This is a genomic window from Enterobacter sp. Bisph1, assembly GCF_000814905.1.
Classification (GTDB): domain Bacteria; phylum Pseudomonadota; class Gammaproteobacteria; order Enterobacterales; family Enterobacteriaceae; genus Kosakonia.
Map to the genome: position 1 here is coordinate 50,683 of NZ_JXAG01000027.1, position 18,597 is coordinate 69,279.

At 55.6% G+C, this 18,597-nt stretch carries 20 protein-coding genes; 15 read left to right on the top strand and 5 right to left on the bottom strand.

From position 1 onward, the window contains the following. Window positions 1-172: 172 nt before the first annotated feature. The gene (gene loiP, locus RW65_RS03815) at window positions 173-931 is read left to right on the top strand and encodes a metalloprotease LoiP (protein ID WP_039055335.1); all 759 of its coding nucleotides are present in this window, start codon (window positions 173-175) and stop codon (window positions 929-931) included. A 114-nt stretch (window positions 932-1,045) separates the two neighbouring features. On the opposite strand, the gene speA is transcribed toward loiP, so the two are convergent. From speA to yqgG, 3 genes are all read right to left on the bottom strand, one after another. Continuing rightward, complete coding sequence (gene speA, locus RW65_RS03820; protein WP_072037693.1) at window positions 1,046-3,022, bottom strand: biosynthetic arginine decarboxylase; 1,977 nt, start codon at window positions 3,020-3,022, stop codon at window positions 1,046-1,048. 8 nt (window positions 3,023-3,030) lie between these two features. Then, entirely contained in the window at window positions 3,031-3,213 is a 183-nt protein-coding gene (yqgB, locus tag RW65_RS23315; protein WP_156123963.1) for an acid stress response protein YqgB, read from the bottom strand. Between the two features lie 92 nt (window positions 3,214-3,305). Then, window positions 3,306-3,449 (bottom strand): small protein YqgG, encoded by a 144-nt coding sequence (gene yqgG / locus RW65_RS23320; RefSeq protein ID WP_502685540.1) that lies wholly within the window; start codon window positions 3,447-3,449, stop codon window positions 3,306-3,308. 437 nt (window positions 3,450-3,886) lie between these two features. Here yqgG and metK point away from each other — a divergent pair, with 437 nt between their 5' ends. The 8 genes from metK to ruvX all read left to right on the top strand — a co-directional run bounded on the left by metK (window position 3,887) and on the right by ruvX (window position 11,085). Further along, the gene (gene metK / locus RW65_RS03825; protein ID WP_039055337.1) at window positions 3,887-5,041 is read left to right on the top strand and encodes a methionine adenosyltransferase; all 1,155 of its coding nucleotides are present in this window, start codon (window positions 3,887-3,889) and stop codon (window positions 5,039-5,041) included. 404 nt (window positions 5,042-5,445) lie between these two features. After that, the gene (locus RW65_RS03830) at window positions 5,446-6,840 is read left to right on the top strand and encodes a sugar porter family MFS transporter (protein ID WP_039055338.1); all 1,395 of its coding nucleotides are present in this window, start codon (window positions 5,446-5,448) and stop codon (window positions 6,838-6,840) included. A gap of 77 nt (window positions 6,841-6,917) precedes the next feature. Next, the gene (locus RW65_RS03835) at window positions 6,918-7,424 is read left to right on the top strand and encodes a SprT family zinc-dependent metalloprotease (protein ID WP_072037695.1); all 507 of its coding nucleotides are present in this window, start codon (window positions 6,918-6,920) and stop codon (window positions 7,422-7,424) included. Window positions 7,425-7,511: 87 nt separating this feature from the next. Next, the gene (endA, locus tag RW65_RS03840; RefSeq protein WP_039055340.1) at window positions 7,512-8,210 is read left to right on the top strand and encodes a deoxyribonuclease I; all 699 of its coding nucleotides are present in this window, start codon (window positions 7,512-7,514) and stop codon (window positions 8,208-8,210) included. A gap of 81 nt (window positions 8,211-8,291) precedes the next feature. Then, window positions 8,292-9,023 carry a 16S rRNA (uracil(1498)-N(3))-methyltransferase gene (gene rsmE / locus RW65_RS03845; protein ID WP_039055341.1) on the top strand — a complete coding sequence of 244 codons (732 nt, stop codon included), beginning with the start codon at window positions 8,292-8,294 and terminating at the stop codon, window positions 9,021-9,023. Between the two features lie 13 nt (window positions 9,024-9,036). Beyond that, on the top strand, window positions 9,037-9,984 hold the full coding sequence (gene gshB, locus RW65_RS03850; RefSeq protein ID WP_039055342.1) for a glutathione synthase: 948 nt from the start codon (window positions 9,037-9,039) through the stop codon (window positions 9,982-9,984). Between the two features lie 121 nt (window positions 9,985-10,105). Beyond that, window positions 10,106-10,669, top strand: coding sequence for a YqgE/AlgH family protein (locus RW65_RS03855; RefSeq protein WP_039055343.1), 564 nt, complete (start codon window positions 10,106-10,108; stop codon window positions 10,667-10,669). Next, window positions 10,669-11,085, top strand: a complete 417-nt coding sequence (ruvX, locus tag RW65_RS03860) for a Holliday junction resolvase RuvX (RefSeq protein ID WP_039055344.1) — start codon at window positions 10,669-10,671, stop codon at window positions 11,083-11,085. Before RW65_RS03855 ends, ruvX begins: the two co-directional genes overlap by 1 nt. A 144-nt stretch (window positions 11,086-11,229) precedes the next feature. On the opposite strand, the gene RW65_RS03865 is transcribed toward ruvX, so the two are convergent. Continuing rightward, on the bottom strand, window positions 11,230-11,931 hold the full coding sequence (locus RW65_RS03865) for an IclR family transcriptional regulator (protein WP_039055345.1): 702 nt from the start codon (window positions 11,929-11,931) through the stop codon (window positions 11,230-11,232). Window positions 11,932-11,998: 67 nt separating this feature from the next. Here RW65_RS03865 and RW65_RS03870 point away from each other — a divergent pair, with 67 nt between their 5' ends. Further along, window positions 11,999-14,257 (top strand): FAD-dependent oxidoreductase, encoded by a 2,259-nt coding sequence (locus RW65_RS03870; RefSeq protein WP_039055346.1) that lies wholly within the window; start codon window positions 11,999-12,001, stop codon window positions 14,255-14,257. On the opposite strand, the gene RW65_RS03875 is transcribed toward RW65_RS03870, so the two are convergent. Beyond that, a complete protein-coding gene (locus RW65_RS03875; RefSeq protein WP_039055348.1) occupies window positions 14,254-15,234 on the bottom strand; it encodes a type IV pilus twitching motility protein PilT in 981 nt (326 codons plus the stop codon). The two genes, RW65_RS03870 and RW65_RS03875, sit on opposite strands and share 4 nt — an antisense overlap. 17 nt (window positions 15,235-15,251) lie before the next feature. Here RW65_RS03875 and RW65_RS03880 point away from each other — a divergent pair, with 17 nt between their 5' ends. The 5 genes from RW65_RS03880 to hemW are packed head-to-tail and all read left to right on the top strand — an operon-like array spanning window position 15,252 to window position 18,559. Continuing rightward, complete coding sequence (locus tag RW65_RS03880) at window positions 15,252-15,956, top strand: YggS family pyridoxal phosphate-dependent enzyme (protein ID WP_039055349.1); 705 nt, start codon at window positions 15,252-15,254, stop codon at window positions 15,954-15,956. Window positions 15,957-15,974: 18 nt separating this feature from the next. Beyond that, on the top strand, window positions 15,975-16,541 hold the full coding sequence (locus RW65_RS03885) for a YggT family protein (protein ID WP_039055350.1): 567 nt from the start codon (window positions 15,975-15,977) through the stop codon (window positions 16,539-16,541). Then, window positions 16,538-16,828 carry a DUF167 family protein YggU gene (gene yggU / locus RW65_RS03890; protein WP_039055351.1) on the top strand — a complete coding sequence of 97 codons (291 nt, stop codon included), beginning with the start codon at window positions 16,538-16,540 and terminating at the stop codon, window positions 16,826-16,828. The genes RW65_RS03885 and yggU overlap by 4 nt, the downstream gene beginning before the upstream one ends. Window positions 16,829-16,836: 8 nt before the next feature. Next, window positions 16,837-17,430: an XTP/dITP diphosphatase gene (locus RW65_RS03895; RefSeq protein ID WP_039055352.1), complete on the top strand. Its 594-nt coding sequence runs from the start codon at window positions 16,837-16,839 to the stop codon at window positions 17,428-17,430. Next, the gene (gene hemW, locus RW65_RS03900; RefSeq protein ID WP_039055353.1) at window positions 17,423-18,559 is read left to right on the top strand and encodes a radical SAM family heme chaperone HemW; all 1,137 of its coding nucleotides are present in this window, start codon (window positions 17,423-17,425) and stop codon (window positions 18,557-18,559) included. The genes RW65_RS03895 and hemW overlap by 8 nt, the downstream gene beginning before the upstream one ends. Window positions 18,560-18,597: the final 38 nt, after the last annotated feature.

Consider the following 18,597-nt stretch of genomic DNA (forward strand, 5'->3'; position numbering starts at 1 on the left):
CATGTACATGGAGCATCCTTTTGCCTATTCAGAAATCTCTGGAAGCTGTTCGCATGTTGCGCAATCTCCTCGCCCGTCCGCCATTCTGTTCCTTATACTGAGGTTTACCACCGGTTCGCCAGAGCCGGTGAAGTCTACAGAATCACGTGCTAATCATTGCGGAAGAGAATAAATGAAAATTCGCCCAGCCTTGCTTGCCCTGGGAATGACCACCCTGCTTGCCGGGTGTCAGAACATGGATTCCAACGGTTTTCTCAGCTCGGGCGCGGAAGCGTTCCAGGCTTATACCCTAAGCGATGCGCAGGTTAAAGCGCTGAGTGATGACGCCTGTAAACAGATGGACAGTAAAGCGACCATCGCCCCGGCGAGCAGCGAATACAGCCAGCGCCTGGGTAAAATCGCCGCCGCCCTGGGCGACAATATCAATGGCCAGCCGGTGAACTACAAAGTCTATGTGGCGAAAGACGTGAACGCCTTCGCCATGGCTAACGGCTGTATCCGCGTCTACAGCGCGTTAATGGATATGATGACCGACAACGAAGTCGAAGCGGTGATTGGCCATGAAATGGGCCACGTCGCGCTGGGTCATGTGAAGAAAGGGATGCAGGTCGCCCTGGGCACTAACGCGGTACGCGCAGCGGCGGCGTCCGCGGGCGGAATTGTCGGCAGCCTGTCGCAGTCGCAGCTTGGCGCGCTGGGCGAGAAACTGGTCAATTCCCAGTTCTCCCAACGCCAGGAAGCCGAAGCGGATGACTACTCTTACGATCTGTTGCGTAAACGCGGCATCAGCCCGGCAGGCCTTGCGACCAGCTTCGAGAAACTGGCAAAAATGGAAGAGGGTCGACAGAGCACCATGTTTGACGATCACCCGGCCTCAGCTGAACGTGCGCAGCATATTCGCGATCGCATGGCGGCAGACGGCATCAAATAAGGATGCAGGAGGCCAGATAGCGCCTCCCCTTTTTAAGCCTAAAAAAAATCCCTTCCGCGCCGGGCTGGCAAGGAAGGGATTTATCGTGTTGCCCATCAGAAATTGCTAACGGCGTTACTCATCTTCCAGATAGGTATAGCCGTACAGGCCCGCCTCAAACTCTTCCAGGAACTGCTGTTGCAGCGTTTCATCCAGATCGGTTTGTTTAACCTGATCGCGGAACTGCGTCAGCAGCGTGGTGGGATCGAGCTGCACGTACTGCAACATATCCGCTACGGTGTCGCCTTCATCCGATAGCTCCACTTCGACGCTGCCATCCGGGAAGACAAAGACGTTTACCGCTTCCGTATCGCCGAACAGGTTATGCATATTGCCCAGAATTTCCTGGTACGCGCCGACCATAAAGAAGCCCAGAATCGGCGGGTTCTCCGGGTCGTACTCCGGCATCGGCATGGTGGTAGCAATCCCGTCGCCGTCCACGTAATGATCGATAGCACCGTCAGAATCACAGGTGATATCCAGCAGCACCGCACGGCGCTCCGGCGCGTGATTCAGCCCTTCCAGCGGCAGCACCGGGAATAACTGATCGATCCCCCAGGCATCCGGCATCGACTGGAACAGCGAGAAGTTGACGTACATTTTGTCCGCCATGCGCTCCTGCAGCTCATCGATAATGGGCCGATGGGCGCGGTTGCTCGGATCGAGCTGTTTCTGCACTTCATGGCACATATTCAGATACAGCTGCTCGGCCCATGCGCGCTCTTGCAGGCTGAAAGCGCCTGAGGAGTAGCCGACGTGGATATCGTGCAGATCCATCTGGCTATCATGCAGCCACTCGCGCAGGGAGCGACGCGTGCCCGGTTCGTGCATCTCTTGCCAGGTTTCCCACATGCTCTGCAGCGCGCGCGCCGCGTCTTCCGCCGGCGCGGTCGCTGGCGTGTATTCGTTACGCTCAACGCCAATAATATTGGAAACCAGTACGGTATGATGGGCGGTCACGGCGCGGCCGGATTCGGTAATTACCGTCGGATGCGGCAGGCCGTGCTCTTCGCAGGCGTCGCCAATCGCCCAGATAATGTTGTTGGCGTATTCGTTCAGGCCATAGTTAACCGAACAGTCTGACTGTGAACGCGTACCTTCATAATCCACGCCGAGGCCGCCGCCGACGTCAAAGCACTGAATATTGACGCCAAGCTTATGCAGTTCCACATAGAAACGCGCCGACTCGCGCACGCCGGTGGCGATATCGCGGATATTGGCCATCTGCGAGCCGAGGTGGAAATGCAGCAGTTGAATGCTGTCGAGACGACCGCGCTCGCGGAGAATTTCCACCAGCTGCAACACCTGGGTTGCCGCCAGACCAAATTTGGATTTCTCGCCGCCGGAGGATTGCCATTTTCCGGAACCTTGCGACGCCAGACGCGCACGCACGCCAAGACGCGGCACCACGTTCAGGCGTTCCGCTTCTTCCAGCACAATGGCGATTTCGGTCATCTTCTCGATCACCAGATAGACCTTATGGCCCATCTTTTCGCCAATCAGCGCGAGGCGAATATATTCGCGGTCTTTATAACCGTTACAAACAATCACCGAACGGGTCATGCCAGCATGGGCCAGCACCGCCATCAGCTCCGCTTTTGAACCCGCTTCGAGGCCCAGCGGTTCGCCGGAATTGATCAATGATTCGATCACGCGGCGGTGCTGATTCACCTTGATCGGGTAAACGAGGAAGTAGTCGCCGTTGTAGCCGTAGGATTCACGCGCGCGTTTAAAGGCGGCGTTAATCGAGCGCAGACGGTGTTGCAGAATCTGCGGGAAACAGAACAGCGCGGGCAGACGTTGCCCCTGCGCTTCACGCGCTTTTACCAGCTGCGCCAGATCGACGCTGGCATGGGGCACGTCCGGATCGGGGCAAACGCTGATATGACCCAGTTCGTTGACGTCGTAATAATTATTACCCCACCAGGCAATATTATAAGTACGTAGCATCTTGCTAGCTTCCTGGGAGCTCATCGCCACCTCCTGCATGGAACGTAGTACACCTTGTTCGCCCGCTGACGAAGGCGAAAATGAAGACATGTCGTCAGACATAGCGAACCTCAATAGATGAAAGTGTATACCCTGTGCACGTCACGACGCCCAACGGCGGCTGCGCGAAAATGCGTAAGAGTAAAATAGTTGACTACTATCGCAGTGACACATAGCGATAACAACCCATAAACAGTCTGAGTTTTCAGCGCAATATGCTGAAGCACCGACTGTGCGACCGGTTTCTTATTCATATCATTGTAAAACACGTATCGGGAGTCGAGTATGACAGCCCGGAGAAACCACGAGAAAACCCCTGATTACCAGGAGAGCCCTTGTTCAGTTGTCACAACGCCTTACCGGCCCTGGAGTCCTGAGAAGCGCCGAAATGGGTATAACATCGGCAGGTTTGCAGATTTGAAATGCAGGTTGCGGGGAATAAACGCACGGTCGAACGACGCGTCAGATTCTGTGGAAAACAGCGCTTCATTATCTCTTATCACCTCCACGCAAGCCGTTTCGACTCGCGACAAGCCAAAGCCATTAAATTCACTGCTTAACCCGGCTGGAAGTGGCGACACGGTGATTTGCCGTGCGCTTTTTTTAATGAGCCGCGCGCGGCGTTTTATACCGATAACGGGGTGAAAATGCAAAATAAAAAAGCTGTATTCGCCCCATTGCCAGGAAAAATTTCCGTCACTATTGATGACAGGTTGTAACAAGCAACAAAAATCGCTGGCAATAGGGTCGATAATTAACCTAGAATAGCCGTCCAGATGTTAATCCGTCCATACGTGAAAACGTCGTACAGTGGCGATTAACACGCAGACTTCATGTGTCACTTTCTGCAGTCCGCGTCCGCCTGACGCGAAGACCTCCGGACACAGAATTCGAGCTAACCGTATTACTCCAGGGTGAAAACTTATTATGGCAAAACACCTTTTTACGTCCGAGTCCGTCTCTGAAGGGCATCCTGACAAAATCGCTGACCAAATTTCCGATGCCGTGCTCGACGCGATCCTCGAACAGGATCCGAAAGCCCGCGTAGCCTGTGAAACCTACGTTAAAACCGGCATGGTGCTGGTCGGTGGTGAAATCACCACCAGCGCGTGGGTCGATATCGAAGAGATCACCCGTAAGACCGTCCGTGAAATCGGCTATGTCCATTCTGACATGGGCTTTGATGCCAACTCATGCGCCGTACTGAGCGCGATTGGTAAGCAGTCCCCGGATATTAACCAGGGCGTTGACCGTGCCGATCCGCTGGAACAGGGGGCGGGCGACCAGGGCCTGATGTTTGGCTATGCGACCAACGAAACTGACGTGCTGATGCCTGCGCCAATTACCTATGCTCACCGTCTGGTTGAGCGCCAGGCAGAAGTGCGTAAAAACGGTACGCTGCCGTGGCTGCGCCCGGACGCGAAAAGCCAGGTCACTTTCCAGTATGACGACGGCAAAATCGTCGGCATCGACGCGGTGGTTCTCTCTACGCAGCATTCAGAAGATATCGATCAGAAATCCCTGCAAGAAGCGGTGATGGAAGAGATTATCAAACCGATCCTGCCGACCGAGTGGCTGAACACCAGCACCAAATTCTTTATCAACCCGACTGGCCGTTTCGTTATCGGCGGCCCGATGGGTGATTGCGGTTTGACCGGACGTAAAATCATCGTTGATACCTACGGCGGCATGGCTCGCCACGGCGGCGGTGCTTTCTCCGGTAAGGATCCATCAAAAGTTGACCGTTCCGCTGCTTACGCGGCGCGCTACGTAGCGAAAAACATCGTTGCCGCAGGTCTTGCTGACCGCTGTGAAATCCAGGTTTCATACGCTATCGGCGTGGCAGAACCGACCTCCATCATGGTGGAAACGTTCGGTACCGAGAAACTCCCTACCGAACAGTTAACCCTGCTGGTTCGCGAGTTCTTCGACCTGCGTCCGTATGGCCTGATTCAGATGCTGGATCTGCTGCACCCGATCTACAAACAAACCGCCGCATACGGTCACTTTGGTCGCGAAACGTTCCCGTGGGAAAAAACCGACAAAGCCGCCCTGCTGCGTGAAGCTGCCGGCCTGAAATAATACGCTGTTAGCACCGCTTTGAAGGCCAGCCTCGTGCTGGCCTTTTGTGCTTTTTATCACCGTTCGTTCTGCCGCTTTCTTTTCTGCCGTCTATACTCTATACGCCACTTTCAACCTTTTCTGAAAGCGATTACACCGCTGCGCTTTGCTGTTCTTTTCAGAGTTTTCCTTTTGAAAAAAGTCCGCAGCAACATTGTTACATCCCGCTTCGGTTTAGTCTGAAACTCACCTCGGGTGCTCTCCTTTCCGCCCAAACAATTCTATAATAATTAACACTTTTATTTACATTGTTAGTCTTACTGCAATGTAACCGATTACACTCATGTGACATACATCACGTATTTTTACCGATGAGTGGCCTACCTTTTAACCCGAAAAAACCAATGACACCAATGGAGGGCATCATGCCTGACAATAAAAAAAAGGGGTATTCAAACAAGGCGATGACCTTCTTTGTTTGCTTCCTCGCTGCACTGGCAGGATTGCTTTTTGGCCTGGATATTGGGGTAATCGCTGGCGCGTTGCCCTTTATCACTAAAGATTTTCAAATTAGCTCACACACCCAGGAATGGGTGGTCAGTTCAATGATGTTTGGCGCCGCCGTCGGTGCCGTCGGCAGTGGCTGGCTCTCATGGCGTCTCGGACGTAAGAAAAGCCTGATGATTGGCGCAGTGCTGTTTGTTATCGGCTCGCTCTGTTCTGCGGCCGCACCAAACGTTGATGTGCTGATTATCTCTCGCGTGCTGCTCGGTCTGGCGGTAGGGATTGCCTCTTATACCGCTCCGCTCTATCTCTCAGAAATTGCACCGGAAAAGATTCGCGGCAGTATGATTTCGATGTATCAGTTAATGATTACCATCGGTATTCTGGGCGCCTATCTTTCAGACACCGCCTTTAGCTACAGCGGTGCATGGCGCTGGATGCTCGGCGTAATTATTATTCCGGCGATTTTGCTGCTGATTGGCGTGTTTTTCCTGCCGGACAGCCCGCGCTGGTTCGCCGCTAAACGCCGTTTCCATGACGCAGAACGCGTGTTATTGCGCCTGCGCGATACCAGCGCAGAAGCGAAAAATGAACTGGAAGAGATCCGCGAAAGTTTACAGGTGAAACAGTCCGGCTGGGCGTTGTTCAAAGAGAACAGCAACTTTCGCCGTGCGGTGTTCCTTGGCGTATTGCTGCAGGTGATGCAGCAGTTCACCGGGATGAACGTCATTATGTATTACGCGCCGAAGATTTTTGAACTGGCGGGTTATACCAATACTACCGAGCAGATGTGGGGAACGGTTATCGTTGGTCTGACTAACGTGCTGGCCACCTTTATCGCTATTGGTCTGGTGGATCGCTGGGGCCGTAAGCCGACGCTGGTACTGGGCTTTATGGTGATGGCAGCGGGCATGGGTATTCTGGGTACTATGCTGCATATGGGTATCCATTCGCCGTCGGCGCAATACTTTGCTGTCGCCATGCTGCTGATGTTTATTGTTGGCTTCGCTATGAGCGCCGGTCCGCTGATTTGGGTGCTGTGTTCCGAAATTCAGCCGCTGAAAGGCCGCGATTTCGGTATCACCTGCTCCACTGCGACCAACTGGATTGCCAATATGATCGTCGGCGCGACCTTCCTGACGATGCTGAACACGTTGGGCAACGCCAACACCTTCTGGGTTTACGGCGGTCTGAACGTGTTGTTCATCGTGCTGACGCTGTGGCTGGTGCCGGAAACCAAACACGTTTCTCTCGAGCATATCGAGCGCAACCTGATGCGTGGCCGCCCGCTACGCGAAATTGGTTCCCGCAACTAACCCGCAGGGCTTCCTCTTCGGAGGAAGCCTTTTTTGCCTGTTGCACTCAAAAGCCGTCCCACCTATTCTCTGCAGTTATGAAAACACCCCGTCTTCCAATCGCCCTCCAGCTCGCCGTGATGCGCAGCCTGCGGGATAAACTCGCCCTTGCGAACCAGAAACTGGACCGCAACTACCCGGAACCGAAACTGGTTTATCAGCAGCGTGGCACCGCTGCGGGCACCGCCTGGCTTGCGAAGTATGAAATCAGGCTGAATCCGATTCTGCTGCGGGAAAACGAACAAGCCTTTATCGACGAAGTCGTTCCTCATGAGCTGGCTCATTTGCTGGTGTGGAAGCACTTCGGTCGCGTTGCGCCCCACGGGAAAGAGTGGAAATGGATGATGGAGAGCGTTCTCGGCGTCCCCGCGCGCCGTACCCATCAATTCGAACTGGAATCCGTACAGCGCAATACGTTCCCATATCACTGTAAATGCCAGCAGCACCAGTTAACCCTTCGCCGTCACAACCGGGTGCTGCGCGGTGAGACGGTTTACCGCTGCGTACACTGCGGTGAAGCGCTTATTGCTGGCAGCACTAACTGAATCCATTAAGAACTTTTCCGCTCGAACTGATTGCATCAAACAGTGGCTTCCGCTACGTTGCGAACTCGTTTTGACAGGGAGTTCACTATGTTTCGTTTATTCACCCTCTTCTTCGCACTGATCGCTGCTCCCGCCTTCGCAGCGGACGGTATCAACAGTTTTGCCCAGGCCAAAGCGGCAGGCGTGAAAGTGCACGCCGATGTGCCGGGGGATTTCTACTGCGGCTGTAAAATCAACTGGCAGGGCAAAAAAGGGGTCATCGACCTCGCCTCTTGCGGTTATCAGGTGCGTAAAAATGAAAATCGCGCCAGCCGCGTCGAGTGGGAGCATGTGATGCCCGCCTGGCAATTTGGTCATTTACGTCAGTGCTGGCAGGATGGCGGGCGGAAAAACTGCGCCAAAGATCCGGTGTACCGCAAAATCGAAAGCGATATGCATAACCTGCAGCCCGCCGTCGGCGAAGTAAATGGCGATCGCGGCAACTTTATGTACAGCCAGTGGAACGGTGGCGAAGGCCAGTATGGCCAGTGCGCGATGAAAATTGATTTTAAAGAAAAGCTGGCCGAGCCGCCTGAACGCGCGCGCGGCGCGATTGCCCGCACCTACTTCTATATGCGCGACCAGTATCAATTGAGCCTTTCCCGTCAGCAAACGCAGCTGTTCACCGCGTGGGACAAACTCTATCCGGTTTCGGCCTGGGAGTGTAAACGCGATGAGCGCATCGCCAGCGTGCAGGGCAACCATAACCCTTACGTACAGCGCGCTTGCATGGCGCGAAAGAGCTAACCTACACTAGCGGCATTTGTTAAAGCCCGCCCCGCCCGCCCACTGCGGCCGGGGCTGCAACCTGAGCGGATCCCAAAAATCATGCGCATTCCCCGCATCCATCATCCAGAATTTATCCAGCCCGGCCATGATATTACTCTTAGCGAAGAGGCGGCCAATCACGTTGGGCGCGTGCTGCGCATGGGCGCAGGCCAGGCTATTCAGCTCTTTGATGGCTCGAATCAGGTGTTTGACGCCGAAATTATCCGCGCCGATAAAAAAAACGTGGTGGTAAAAATCCTTAGCGCTGAAGTCGACGATCGTGAATCGCCGCTGCATATTCACCTCGGCCAGGTGATGTCGCGCGGTGAAAAAATGGAATTTACTATCCAGAAATCGATCGAGCTTGGGGTATCCCTCATTACGCCACTTTTTTCTGAGCGCTGCGGCGTTAAACTGGATGCTGAACGGCTGAATAAAAAGCAGCAGCAGTGGCAAAAAATTGCTATTGCCGCCTGTGAACAGTGCGGTCGTAACCGGGTACCGGAAATTCGCCCGGCGATGGATCTTGAAGCCTGGTGCGCCGAAGAAGAAGCGGGTTTAAAGCTCAACCTGCATCCACGCGCCAGCCAGAGCATTAATACGCTGGGGCTGCCCGTTGAACGCGTACGTTTGCTGATTGGCCCGGAGGGCGGTTTATCCGCCGACGAGATTGCGATGACCGCGCGCTATCAGTTCACAGATATTTTGTTAGGTCCCCGCGTGCTACGCACAGAGACAACGGCGCTTACCGCCATCACCGCGCTTCAGGTACGCTTCGGCGACCTGGGTTGAAAGGAGAAGCAGAATGATCAAGCTCGGCATCGTGATGGATCCCATCGCGGACATTAACATCAAAAAAGACTCCAGCTTCGCCATGCTGCTGGAAGCCCAGCGCCGCGGCTACGAGCTGCACTATATGGAGATGGCGGACCTTTATCTGATCAACGGTGAAGCCCGCGCCCGTACCCGCACATTGTCCGTCGAACAAAATTATGACAAATGGTATGAGTTTGGCAGCGAGCAGGATATTGCCCTCGCCGATCTGCATACCATCCTGATGCGTAAAGATCCGCCCTTTGATACCGAGTATATCTATGCGACTTACATCCTTGAGCGCGCCGAAGAAAAAGGCACCCTGATCGTTAACAAACCGCAGAGTCTGCGCGACTGTAACGAAAAGCTGTTTACCGCCTGGTTCCCGGAACTGACGCCGGAAACCCTGGTTACGCGTAATAAAGCGCAGTTAAAAGCGTTCTGGCAGAAACATACCGACATTATTCTCAAGCCGCTGGACGGCATGGGCGGCGCCTCGATCTTCCGCGTAAAAGAGGGCGATCCGAACCTGGGCGTTATCGCTGAAACCCTGACGGAGCTGGGGAATCGTTACTGCATGGCGCAAAACTACCTGCCGGCTATTAAAGAGGGCGACAAACGCGTGCTGGTGGTGGATGGCGAACCGGTGCCTTACTGCCTTGCGCGTATCCCACAGGGCGGCGAAACGCGCGGTAATCTGGCGGCGGGCGGCCGCGGTGAACCGCGTCCATTAAGCGAAAGCGATTGGGCGATTGCGCGTAAAGTCGCGCCGGTGCTGAAAGCCAAAGGGTTGATTTTTGTCGGCCTGGATATCATCGGCGATCGCCTGACGGAAATTAACGTCACCAGCCCAACCTGCATACGTGAAATCGAAGCGGAGTTTCCCGTCTCCATTACCGGGATGCTGATGGACGCCATCGAAAAACGCCTGCAAAAATAGCGGCCGACTACACGGAGCGGGAAGGATCCCGCTTCTTGCCAGCATTGGCTAGTGACAGCACCGCGCTTTCCCCCCATACTGAGCTGTCGCTTTTTTGAACTTGGAAACAGAACCTCTGACAATGAATTTACAGCATCACTTTCTTATTGCCATGCCTGCTCTTCAGGATCCCCTCTTTCGTCGCTCCGTGGTTTACATTTGCGAGTACAACGATGAAGGCGCGATGGGGCTGATTATTAATAAGCCGCTGGAAAACCTGAAAGTTGAAGGCGTTCTGGAAAAACTCAAAATCCAGCCTGCAGAACGCGATCCGGCGATCCGCCTGGATAAACCGGTGCTGCTTGGCGGCCCGCTGGCTGAAGATCGCGGCTTTATTCTGCATACCCCGCCGGCAACATTCTCATCGAGCATTCGCGTGTCGGATAACACCGTTATCACCACCTCGCGCGATGTGCTGGAAACGCTGGGTACGGCTGAACAACCTGGCGACGTGCTGGTCGCGCTGGGCTACGCCTCGTGGGAAAAAGGGCAGCTTGAGCAGGAGATCCTCGATAATGCCTGGCTGACGGCGCCTGCGGATCTCAATATTCTGTTTAAAACGCCGATTGCCGATCGCTGGCGCGATGCGGCGAAACTTATCGGTATCGATATCTCCACAATGCCTGGTGTGGCGGGGCACGCCTGATGAGCGGCACCCTGTTAGCCTTCGATTTCGGCACTAAAAGCATTGGCGTGGCGATTGGGCAACGCATCACCGGTACGGCTCGCCCACTCAACGCGTTAAAAGCGCAGGACGGAACGCCGGACTGGACCCTTATCGAAAAGCTGTTAAAAGAGTGGCAGCCAGAGTCGGTGATTGTGGGGTTACCGTTGAATATGGACGGAACCGAGCAGCCGTTAACCGCCCGCGCCCGTAAATTCGCCAACAAAATTCATGGCCGTTTTGGCGTGCAGGTTACGCTGCATGATGAGCGTTTAAGTACTGTAGAAGCCCGCGCCGGGCTGTTCGAACGCGGCGGTTTTCGCGCCCTCGATAAAGGCAGCGTCGATTCCGCTTCTGCGGTGATTATCCTCGAGAGCTACTTCGAACAACATTTCTGATTTATCCCCTTTTCGCCTTGATCCTCAATCCCTGAATTAATGAAAGCCGCGACCTGTTCGCGGCTTTCTGCCGATCGCTCTCACAGTTTGAGACTCTGCTTTTTGCATTCCCATCAGTGTTTCTATAAAAGAAACATAATGACATCAGACAAGGTCCGGCTTCTCCGTCAGGCGATCGGCTAATGCATGGAGCCCCTGCAGTCGGGTTTCCACTACCGTGTCGTCGACCTGCCACATACCGGCATAGGCGAGAGCGGCCGAATGCGCGCCAAGGGGTTTCGCCATCGAGACTTCACCGTCGTCATGATGCCAGACCACATAGCCACGCTCGCGCTGCTGCGCAACGTGGGGAGCGAGCTGCCGCCACTGCTCTTCGCTAAAACGCGGCTGTAAGGCTTCATCACTTTCCGCTGCCAGCAGCGACATACCAATGACGGATTGCCAGGCCGGGAGCATATGAAAACCCGCCAGCGCCTGGGTGACCGGGTTACCGGGTTTCGAGTGATAGATGTAGATAACTTGATCCTCCCACAGTACGCCCATCGCCACCACGATATCTTTCGGGGCGTGACTTTCGAGCAGCGGCAGCGCCTGGGAGAAGAGTGCCGAACCGCGGATAGATTGCGCCGCCAGCGCGTGGATACCGGGACCGGGCAGATAGCGACGCTGCGCATCCTGCATCGTCAGACCGATGGAGGCCATGGTCATCAACAACCGATTTACTCGGGTGGTGTTAATGCCCATCAGGCGCGCCAGTTCGCGACAGCCAATGGCGCGATCGCTGGAAACCAGATACTGCAGACAGCGTATGCCGTCGATCAGACTTTGGTTGGGTTGTGAAGACATTGCCAGGTTCGCTTTTTAAGTTGCTGGAATTCACGATTTTACCGCCAGACAAGAAGGAAACAAGGTTATGAAAATCTTTCCGCAAACCGATGCCAGAACATTCCCAACCCGGACGCTGCATGCTGACCTGTTAGTCGCGGGCGGCGGGCTGGCTGGACTGTGCGCGGCGCTTGCGGCGGCGCGCGACGGTTTACGGGTGGTGCTGGTGCAGGACAGGCCGGTTCTCGGCGGAAATGCCTCCAGCGAAGTGCGTTTGTGGGCCAACGGCGCAACCTCACATATGGGCAACAATAACCGCTGGGCGCGCGAAGGCGGCATCATGGGCGAAATCATGGAAGAGAACCTCTGGCGTAACAAAGAGGGAAACCCGGTGATGTTCGATCTGCTGTTACTCGATCTGGCTAAAAGCCAGCCGGGGCTAACGCTGCTGCTGAATACCGCCGTATTTTCGCTGGATAAAGAAGGCGACCGCATTACGGCGGTGAAAGCCTTCAACCCGATAAACGAAACCTTTTACACCCTCAGCGCGACACAGTTCTGCGACGCCACCGGCGATGGTGTTCTCGGTTTTCTGGCGGGGGCGGAATTCCGTGAAGGGGCGGAAGACGAAGAAGAGCTGAACGAGAAGATGGCCCCCGGCGACAGTTTTGGCCATAAGCTCGGCCACTCCATTTACTTTTATACTCGCCACACCAGCGAACCCGTAAACTTTATTGCCCCCTCTTTTGCCCTGAAAGATATCACCGAGATCCCGCGTTATAAACGTCTGACATCGACGCTTAACGGCTGCGATTTGTGGTGGCTTGAGTGGGGAGGCCGCCTCGACACCGTACATGAGAGTGAAGAGATCAAATGGGAGCTGTGGAAAATCGTCTGGGGCGTCTGGGATCATATTAAAAACTCCGGTCAGTTCCCAGAGGCTGCCAGTATGACCATCGAGTGGGTCGGCGTGATACCCGGTAAGCGCGAAAGCCGCCGCTTTGTTGGCGATCATCTGCTGTGCCAGCAGGACATTATTGAGCAGCATGATCACTATGACGCGGTGGGCTACGGCGGTTGGTCGATAGATTTACATCCGGCGGACGGTGTTTACAGCACTCATGATGGCTGCCGGCAGTTTCACAGCAAAGGCACCTATACCATTCCGTTCCGCAGCCTCTACAGCCGCTCCCTCGATAACCTGCTGCTGACCGGACGGCTTATTTCTGCCTCGCACGTCGCTTTTGGCAGCGCGCGCGTAATGTGTACCTGCGGTTTGCTCGGCGAAGTGGTCGGCCACGCTGCCGCGCAGTGCAAGGCGCTGAATCTGCTGCCGCGTCAACTGGCCGAGCGGGAACATATCGGCCATCTGCAGCAGCATTTGCAGGCCAACGGCTGTTATATCCCGCGCCAGTGGCTGCACGATCCGGCGCGCGGCGCTGAGGTGAGCGCCAGCAGTGAATATCAGTTAAAAGAGTTGAAACCAAACGGCCGCTGGCAGCCGCTTGCGGAACGCATGGCGCTGCTGCTACCAATACAGGCAGGCCTTTGCCTCCCGGAAATCACGCTGCGTCTGCGCGCGGCAACGCCGCACTCGCTCACGGTTTCCCTCCTTGGCAGCGCCCGCGCAGGCAATTTTACGCCGGATTATCTCTATGATGAACGCGTGATTGCGGTACACGGTGAAGGGGATTACACCTTCGCGTTCGACTGGCAAAGCGATCGCGATCAGTACCTGTTTATCGCCTTCGACGCGCAGGAAAATATCGACATTGCGCTGACGGATCGGCGCTTGCCGGGGATCATGACGGTGTTTAATAGCCTTAATGCCCGGGTGGCGAAACATACGCGTCAGGTGGCCGATGGCGATTACGGCGTCGACGAGTTCGATTTCTGGCTGCCGCGTCGCCACCCGCAGCAAATATTGCCCGCCCTGCGTTTCAGCGAACCGCTGAACGCCTGGCACGCGCAACATGTGCTGAATGGCCGCTTGCGTCCGGAGCAGCAAATCAATGCCTGGACGCCCGCAGAAGAAGACAGCGCGCCGGAAATCGTCTGGCGCTGGGCCGAACCGCAAACGCTGCAGCAGCTGACGCTGGTGCAGGATAACGACTTTGATAACGCCATGGAGACGGTACAAATGGGCCACCACTTCGCCGTCACGCCACACTGCATTACGCACTATCGGCTGTGGGCCGACGAACAACTGCTGGCCGAAGTGGAAAACAATCACCATTCGGTGTGTCAGCACCGGCTGGATACGCCGGTAACGGCGCAGAGCGTCAGGCTGGAGATCGTGAAAACCGCCGGCGCGCTCCCTGCCGTCTACTCGCTTAACGTCAGCTAAAGCCAGCCCTGCAGCACCCGCTGCTGGCGACTTTGGGCGAAGGTTTGCATCCCCGCCTGCTGCCCGGTTTGCATCACGCCGGGCAGCTGGTGCGTTTTGCCTTCGCGAATCAGGCTCGCCACCGCCGGCGTGTTGATAAGCAGTTCGAACAGCGCCACGCGCCCTCCTCGCTTGTCCGCCTTAAGTTTTTGCGCCAGCACCGCCTGCAGGCTCCCTGCCAATTGGCTGCGCACCGGATCTTTCTCCTGTGCTGGAAAGGTATCGACCAGCCGCTCCACCGCCTGCGCCGCCCCGCGCGTATGCAGCGTCGCCAGCACCAGATGACCGGTCTCTGCCGCTGTCAGCGCCATGCGGATGGTTTCGCTATCGCGCAGTTCGCCAAGCAGGATAACGTCTGGATCCTCACGCAGCGCCGCGCGTAATCCGTCGGCAAAAGAGGCGCAGTGCAGGCCGATTTCCCGCTGTTGTATCAGCGCGTGATGACTGACGTGCACAAACTCAATCGGATCCTCCAGCGTCAGAATATGCGCGTCGCTATGCTGATTGAGATGATCAACCATTGCCGTCAGGGTAGTGGATTTACCGCTGCCCGTTGCGCCCGTCACCAGTATCAGACCGTTCTCGCGCCCCAATAACGCCCTTAGCGATTCAGGGGCATCCAGCTCGCTGAGCAGCGGGCAGCTTTGCGGCAGCACGCGCAGCGCCAGCGACATGCCGCCGTGGCGCATAAATGCCCCCGCGCGCAGCCGACGTCCCGTTGCGGTTGTGAGGGCAAAATCGACCTGCCCCTGCTCCTGCCACAGGCGCTGCTGGGTCGGGCTGAGATGTTTATCAAGAAGCGCGGCGATATCCGGTGTGGTAAACGGGGCCGGTTGCAGGCGTCCTTGTTGCCGCCAGCGCGGCGGAATGCCACGACACAGGTGTAGATCCGAGACATTATGCTTTAAACTAAGCGCCACTATTTCTTCTAAATCCATTAAGCCTCCCTGGAATCATGAACGATATTGCGCATAACCTGGCACAGGTCCGGGACAAAATCTCAGCCGCCGCCGCCCGCTGCGGCCGGGCTTCAGAAGAAATCACCTTGCTTGCAGTCAGCAAAACCAAACCTGCGAGCGCCATCGCAGAAGCGATTGATGCCGGGCAACGGGCGTTTGGTGAAAACTATGTTCAGGAAGGGGTGGATAAAATTCATCACTTTCAGCAACAGGGCATTTGTACTCTGCAGTGGCACTTTATCGGCCCGCTACAGTCCAACAAAAGCCGTTTAGTGGCGGAAAATTTTGACTGGTGCCATACGGTGGACAGGCTGCGTATCGCCAGCCGTTTGAGCGAGCAGCGCCCGGCACATTTACCGCCGCTGAATGTGCTAATCCAAATTAATATTAGCGATGAGCAGAGCAAATCCGGTATTGCGCTTGTTGATCTTGACGCGCTGGCGGCACAGGTCGCCGAGCTTCCGGGTCTTTGCCTGCGGGGCTTAATGGCAATACCCGCACCGCAAGCAGATTACGAAGGTCAGTTTGCCGTGGCACGGCAAATGGCTGTAGCATTTGAGGCGCTGAAAACACGCTATCCGACGGTGGATACCCTGTCCCTTGGGATGTCCGACGATATGTCCGCCGCGATTGCGGCGGGGAGTACGATGGTGCGCATCGGTACGGCCATTTTTGGTGCGCGCGATTACACAAAAAATTAAGGAATACTGAGGAACGCCATGAAGACGTTGACTTTCCTGCTCTCGACCGTGATTGAACTCTACACGATGGTTCTGCTGTTACGCGTCTGGATGCAGTGGGCTCGCTGCGATTTTTATAACCCCTTCTCGCAGTTCGTGGTGAAAGCCACGCAGCCGATTGTCGGGCCGCTACGCCGCGTATTGCCTCCGCTGGGGCCGCTGGATAGCGCCTCGCTGCTGATAGCCTTTGTGCTGTCGTTAATCAAAGCGATAGTGCTGTTTATGGTCATCACCTTCCAGCCGATTATCTGGATCTCGGCGGTGCTGATTTTGGTGAAAACCATCGGTCTGATGATTTTCTGGGTACTGTTGGTGATGGCTATTATGAGCTGGGTAAGCCAGGGGCGTAGCCCCGTAGAATACGTACTTATTCAGTTAACCGAGCCGCTGCTGCGCCCGATTCGCAGTCTGCTGCCGGCGATGGGCGGGATCGATTTTTCGCCGATGATTCTGGTACTGCTGCTGTATGTGCTGAATATGGGTATTGCTGAACTGCTGCAATCCACGGGCAATGTGCTGCTGCCGGGGCTGTGGATGGCACTATGAGTGCCGTTGTACGTCATCAAGACGGGCTGGTAATACGGCTCTATATTCAGCCGAAAGCCAGCCGTGATGCGATTATCGGGCTGCATGGCGATGAGTTGAAGGTCGCCATCACCGCCCCGCCAGTCGATGGCCAGGCCAATGCCCACCTGATTAAGTTTCTCGCTAAGCAGTTCCGGGTGGCGAAAAATCAGGTGGTGATTGAAAAAGGCGAACTGGGCCGCCACAAACAGATTACTATTTCACATCCGCAACTGATCCCGACGGAAGTCGCGGCGCTGATAAATTAGGATCCCCTATGCAAAAAGTTGTTCTCGCCACCGGTAACGCCGGAAAAGTTCGCGAGCTGGCCTCGCTACTGAATGATTTTGGCCTCGATGTCGTCGCGCAAACCGAACTGGGCGTCGAGTCCGCTGAAGAGACCGGGCTGACGTTTATTGAAAACGCGATCCTCAAGGCGCGCCATGCCGCACAGATAACCGGCCTACCGGCTATCGCCGATGATTCTGGCCTCGCCGTTGATGCCCTTGGCGGCGCACCGGGGATTTACTCCGCCCGTTATGCCGGTCTCGATGCCAGCGACCAGCAAAACCTTGAAAAGCTGCTCGAGGCGCTAAAAGAGGTGCCCGACGCTGAGCGCAAAGCGCGGTTCCACTGTGTGCTGGTCTATATGCGTCATGCGGACGATCCTACACCGCTGGTCTGTCACGGCAGCTGGCCCGGCGTGATTGCGCGCCAGGCGGCAGGTAGCGGCGGCTTTGGCTACGATCCCATTTTCTTTGTCCCTGCCGAAGGTAAAACCGCTGCGGAACTGACCCGCGAAGAAAAAAGCGCGATTTCCCATCGTGGGCAGGCGCTAAAACTGTTACTGGAAGCACTACGTAATGGCTGATTTGCCGCCCCTGAGTCTTTATATCCATATCCCGTGGTGCGTGCAGAAATGCCCGTACTGTGATTTCAATTCCCACGCGCTGAAAGGTGAAGTGCCGCATGATGACTATGTGCAGCATTTACTTGCCGATTTGGATGCCGATGTCGCCTGGGCACAGGGACGTGAGATAAAGACTATTTTTATCGGTGGCGGTACGCCAAGCCTGCTGTCGGGCCAGGCGATGCAGACCCTACTGGATGGGGTTCGCGCACGTTTACCCCTCGCCAGTGATGCGGAAATCACCATGGAAGCCAACCCCGGCACCGTGGAAGCCGACCGTTTTGTCGACTATCAGCGTGCTGGCGTAAACCGTATCTCCATTGGCGTACAAAGTTTTAGCGCGGCAAAATTGCAGCGCCTCGGGCGCATTCATGGCCCGGAAGAAGCCAAACGTGCAGCGCATCTGGCAGGCGGCCTTGGCCTGCGCAGCTTTAACCTCGATTTAATGCACGGGTTACCGGACCAATCCCTGGAGGAGGCGCTCGACGATCTGCGTCAGGCGATTGCCCTCAACCCGCCGCATTTGTCCTGGTATCAGTTGACTATCGAACCCAACACCTTGTTCGCCTCGCGCCCACCGGTGCTGCCGGATGACGATGCGCTGTGGGATATCTTTGAACAGGGCCATCAAATCCTCACCGCCGCCGGGTATCAACAATATGAAACCTCGGCTTACGCGAAACCGGGCTACCAGTGCCAGCATAATCTTAACTACTGGCGTTTTGGCGACTACCTGGGCATCGGTTGCGGCGCCCATGGAAAAGTGACGTTTGCCGATGGGCGTATTCTGCGTACGGCGAAAACCCGCCATCCACGCGGCTATATGCAGGGTAACTACCGGGATAAACAGCAGGAAGTGGAAATCGCCGATAAGCCGTTTGAATTCTTTATGAACCGTTTCCGACTACTTGAACCGGCCCCGCGCGCAGATTTTGCACGCTATACCGGGCTGGATGAGCGCGCAATTCGCCCGCAGATTGAAGAAGCCATCGCGCTAAATTATTTGACGGAGACCGAAGAGAGCTGGCAGATAACGGAGCACGGCAAGCTGTTTCTTAATTCCCTGCTGGAACTCTTTCTTGCGGAATAATCAATGTGCTGGCTGTTCAATTAATCAGAACAGCCAAC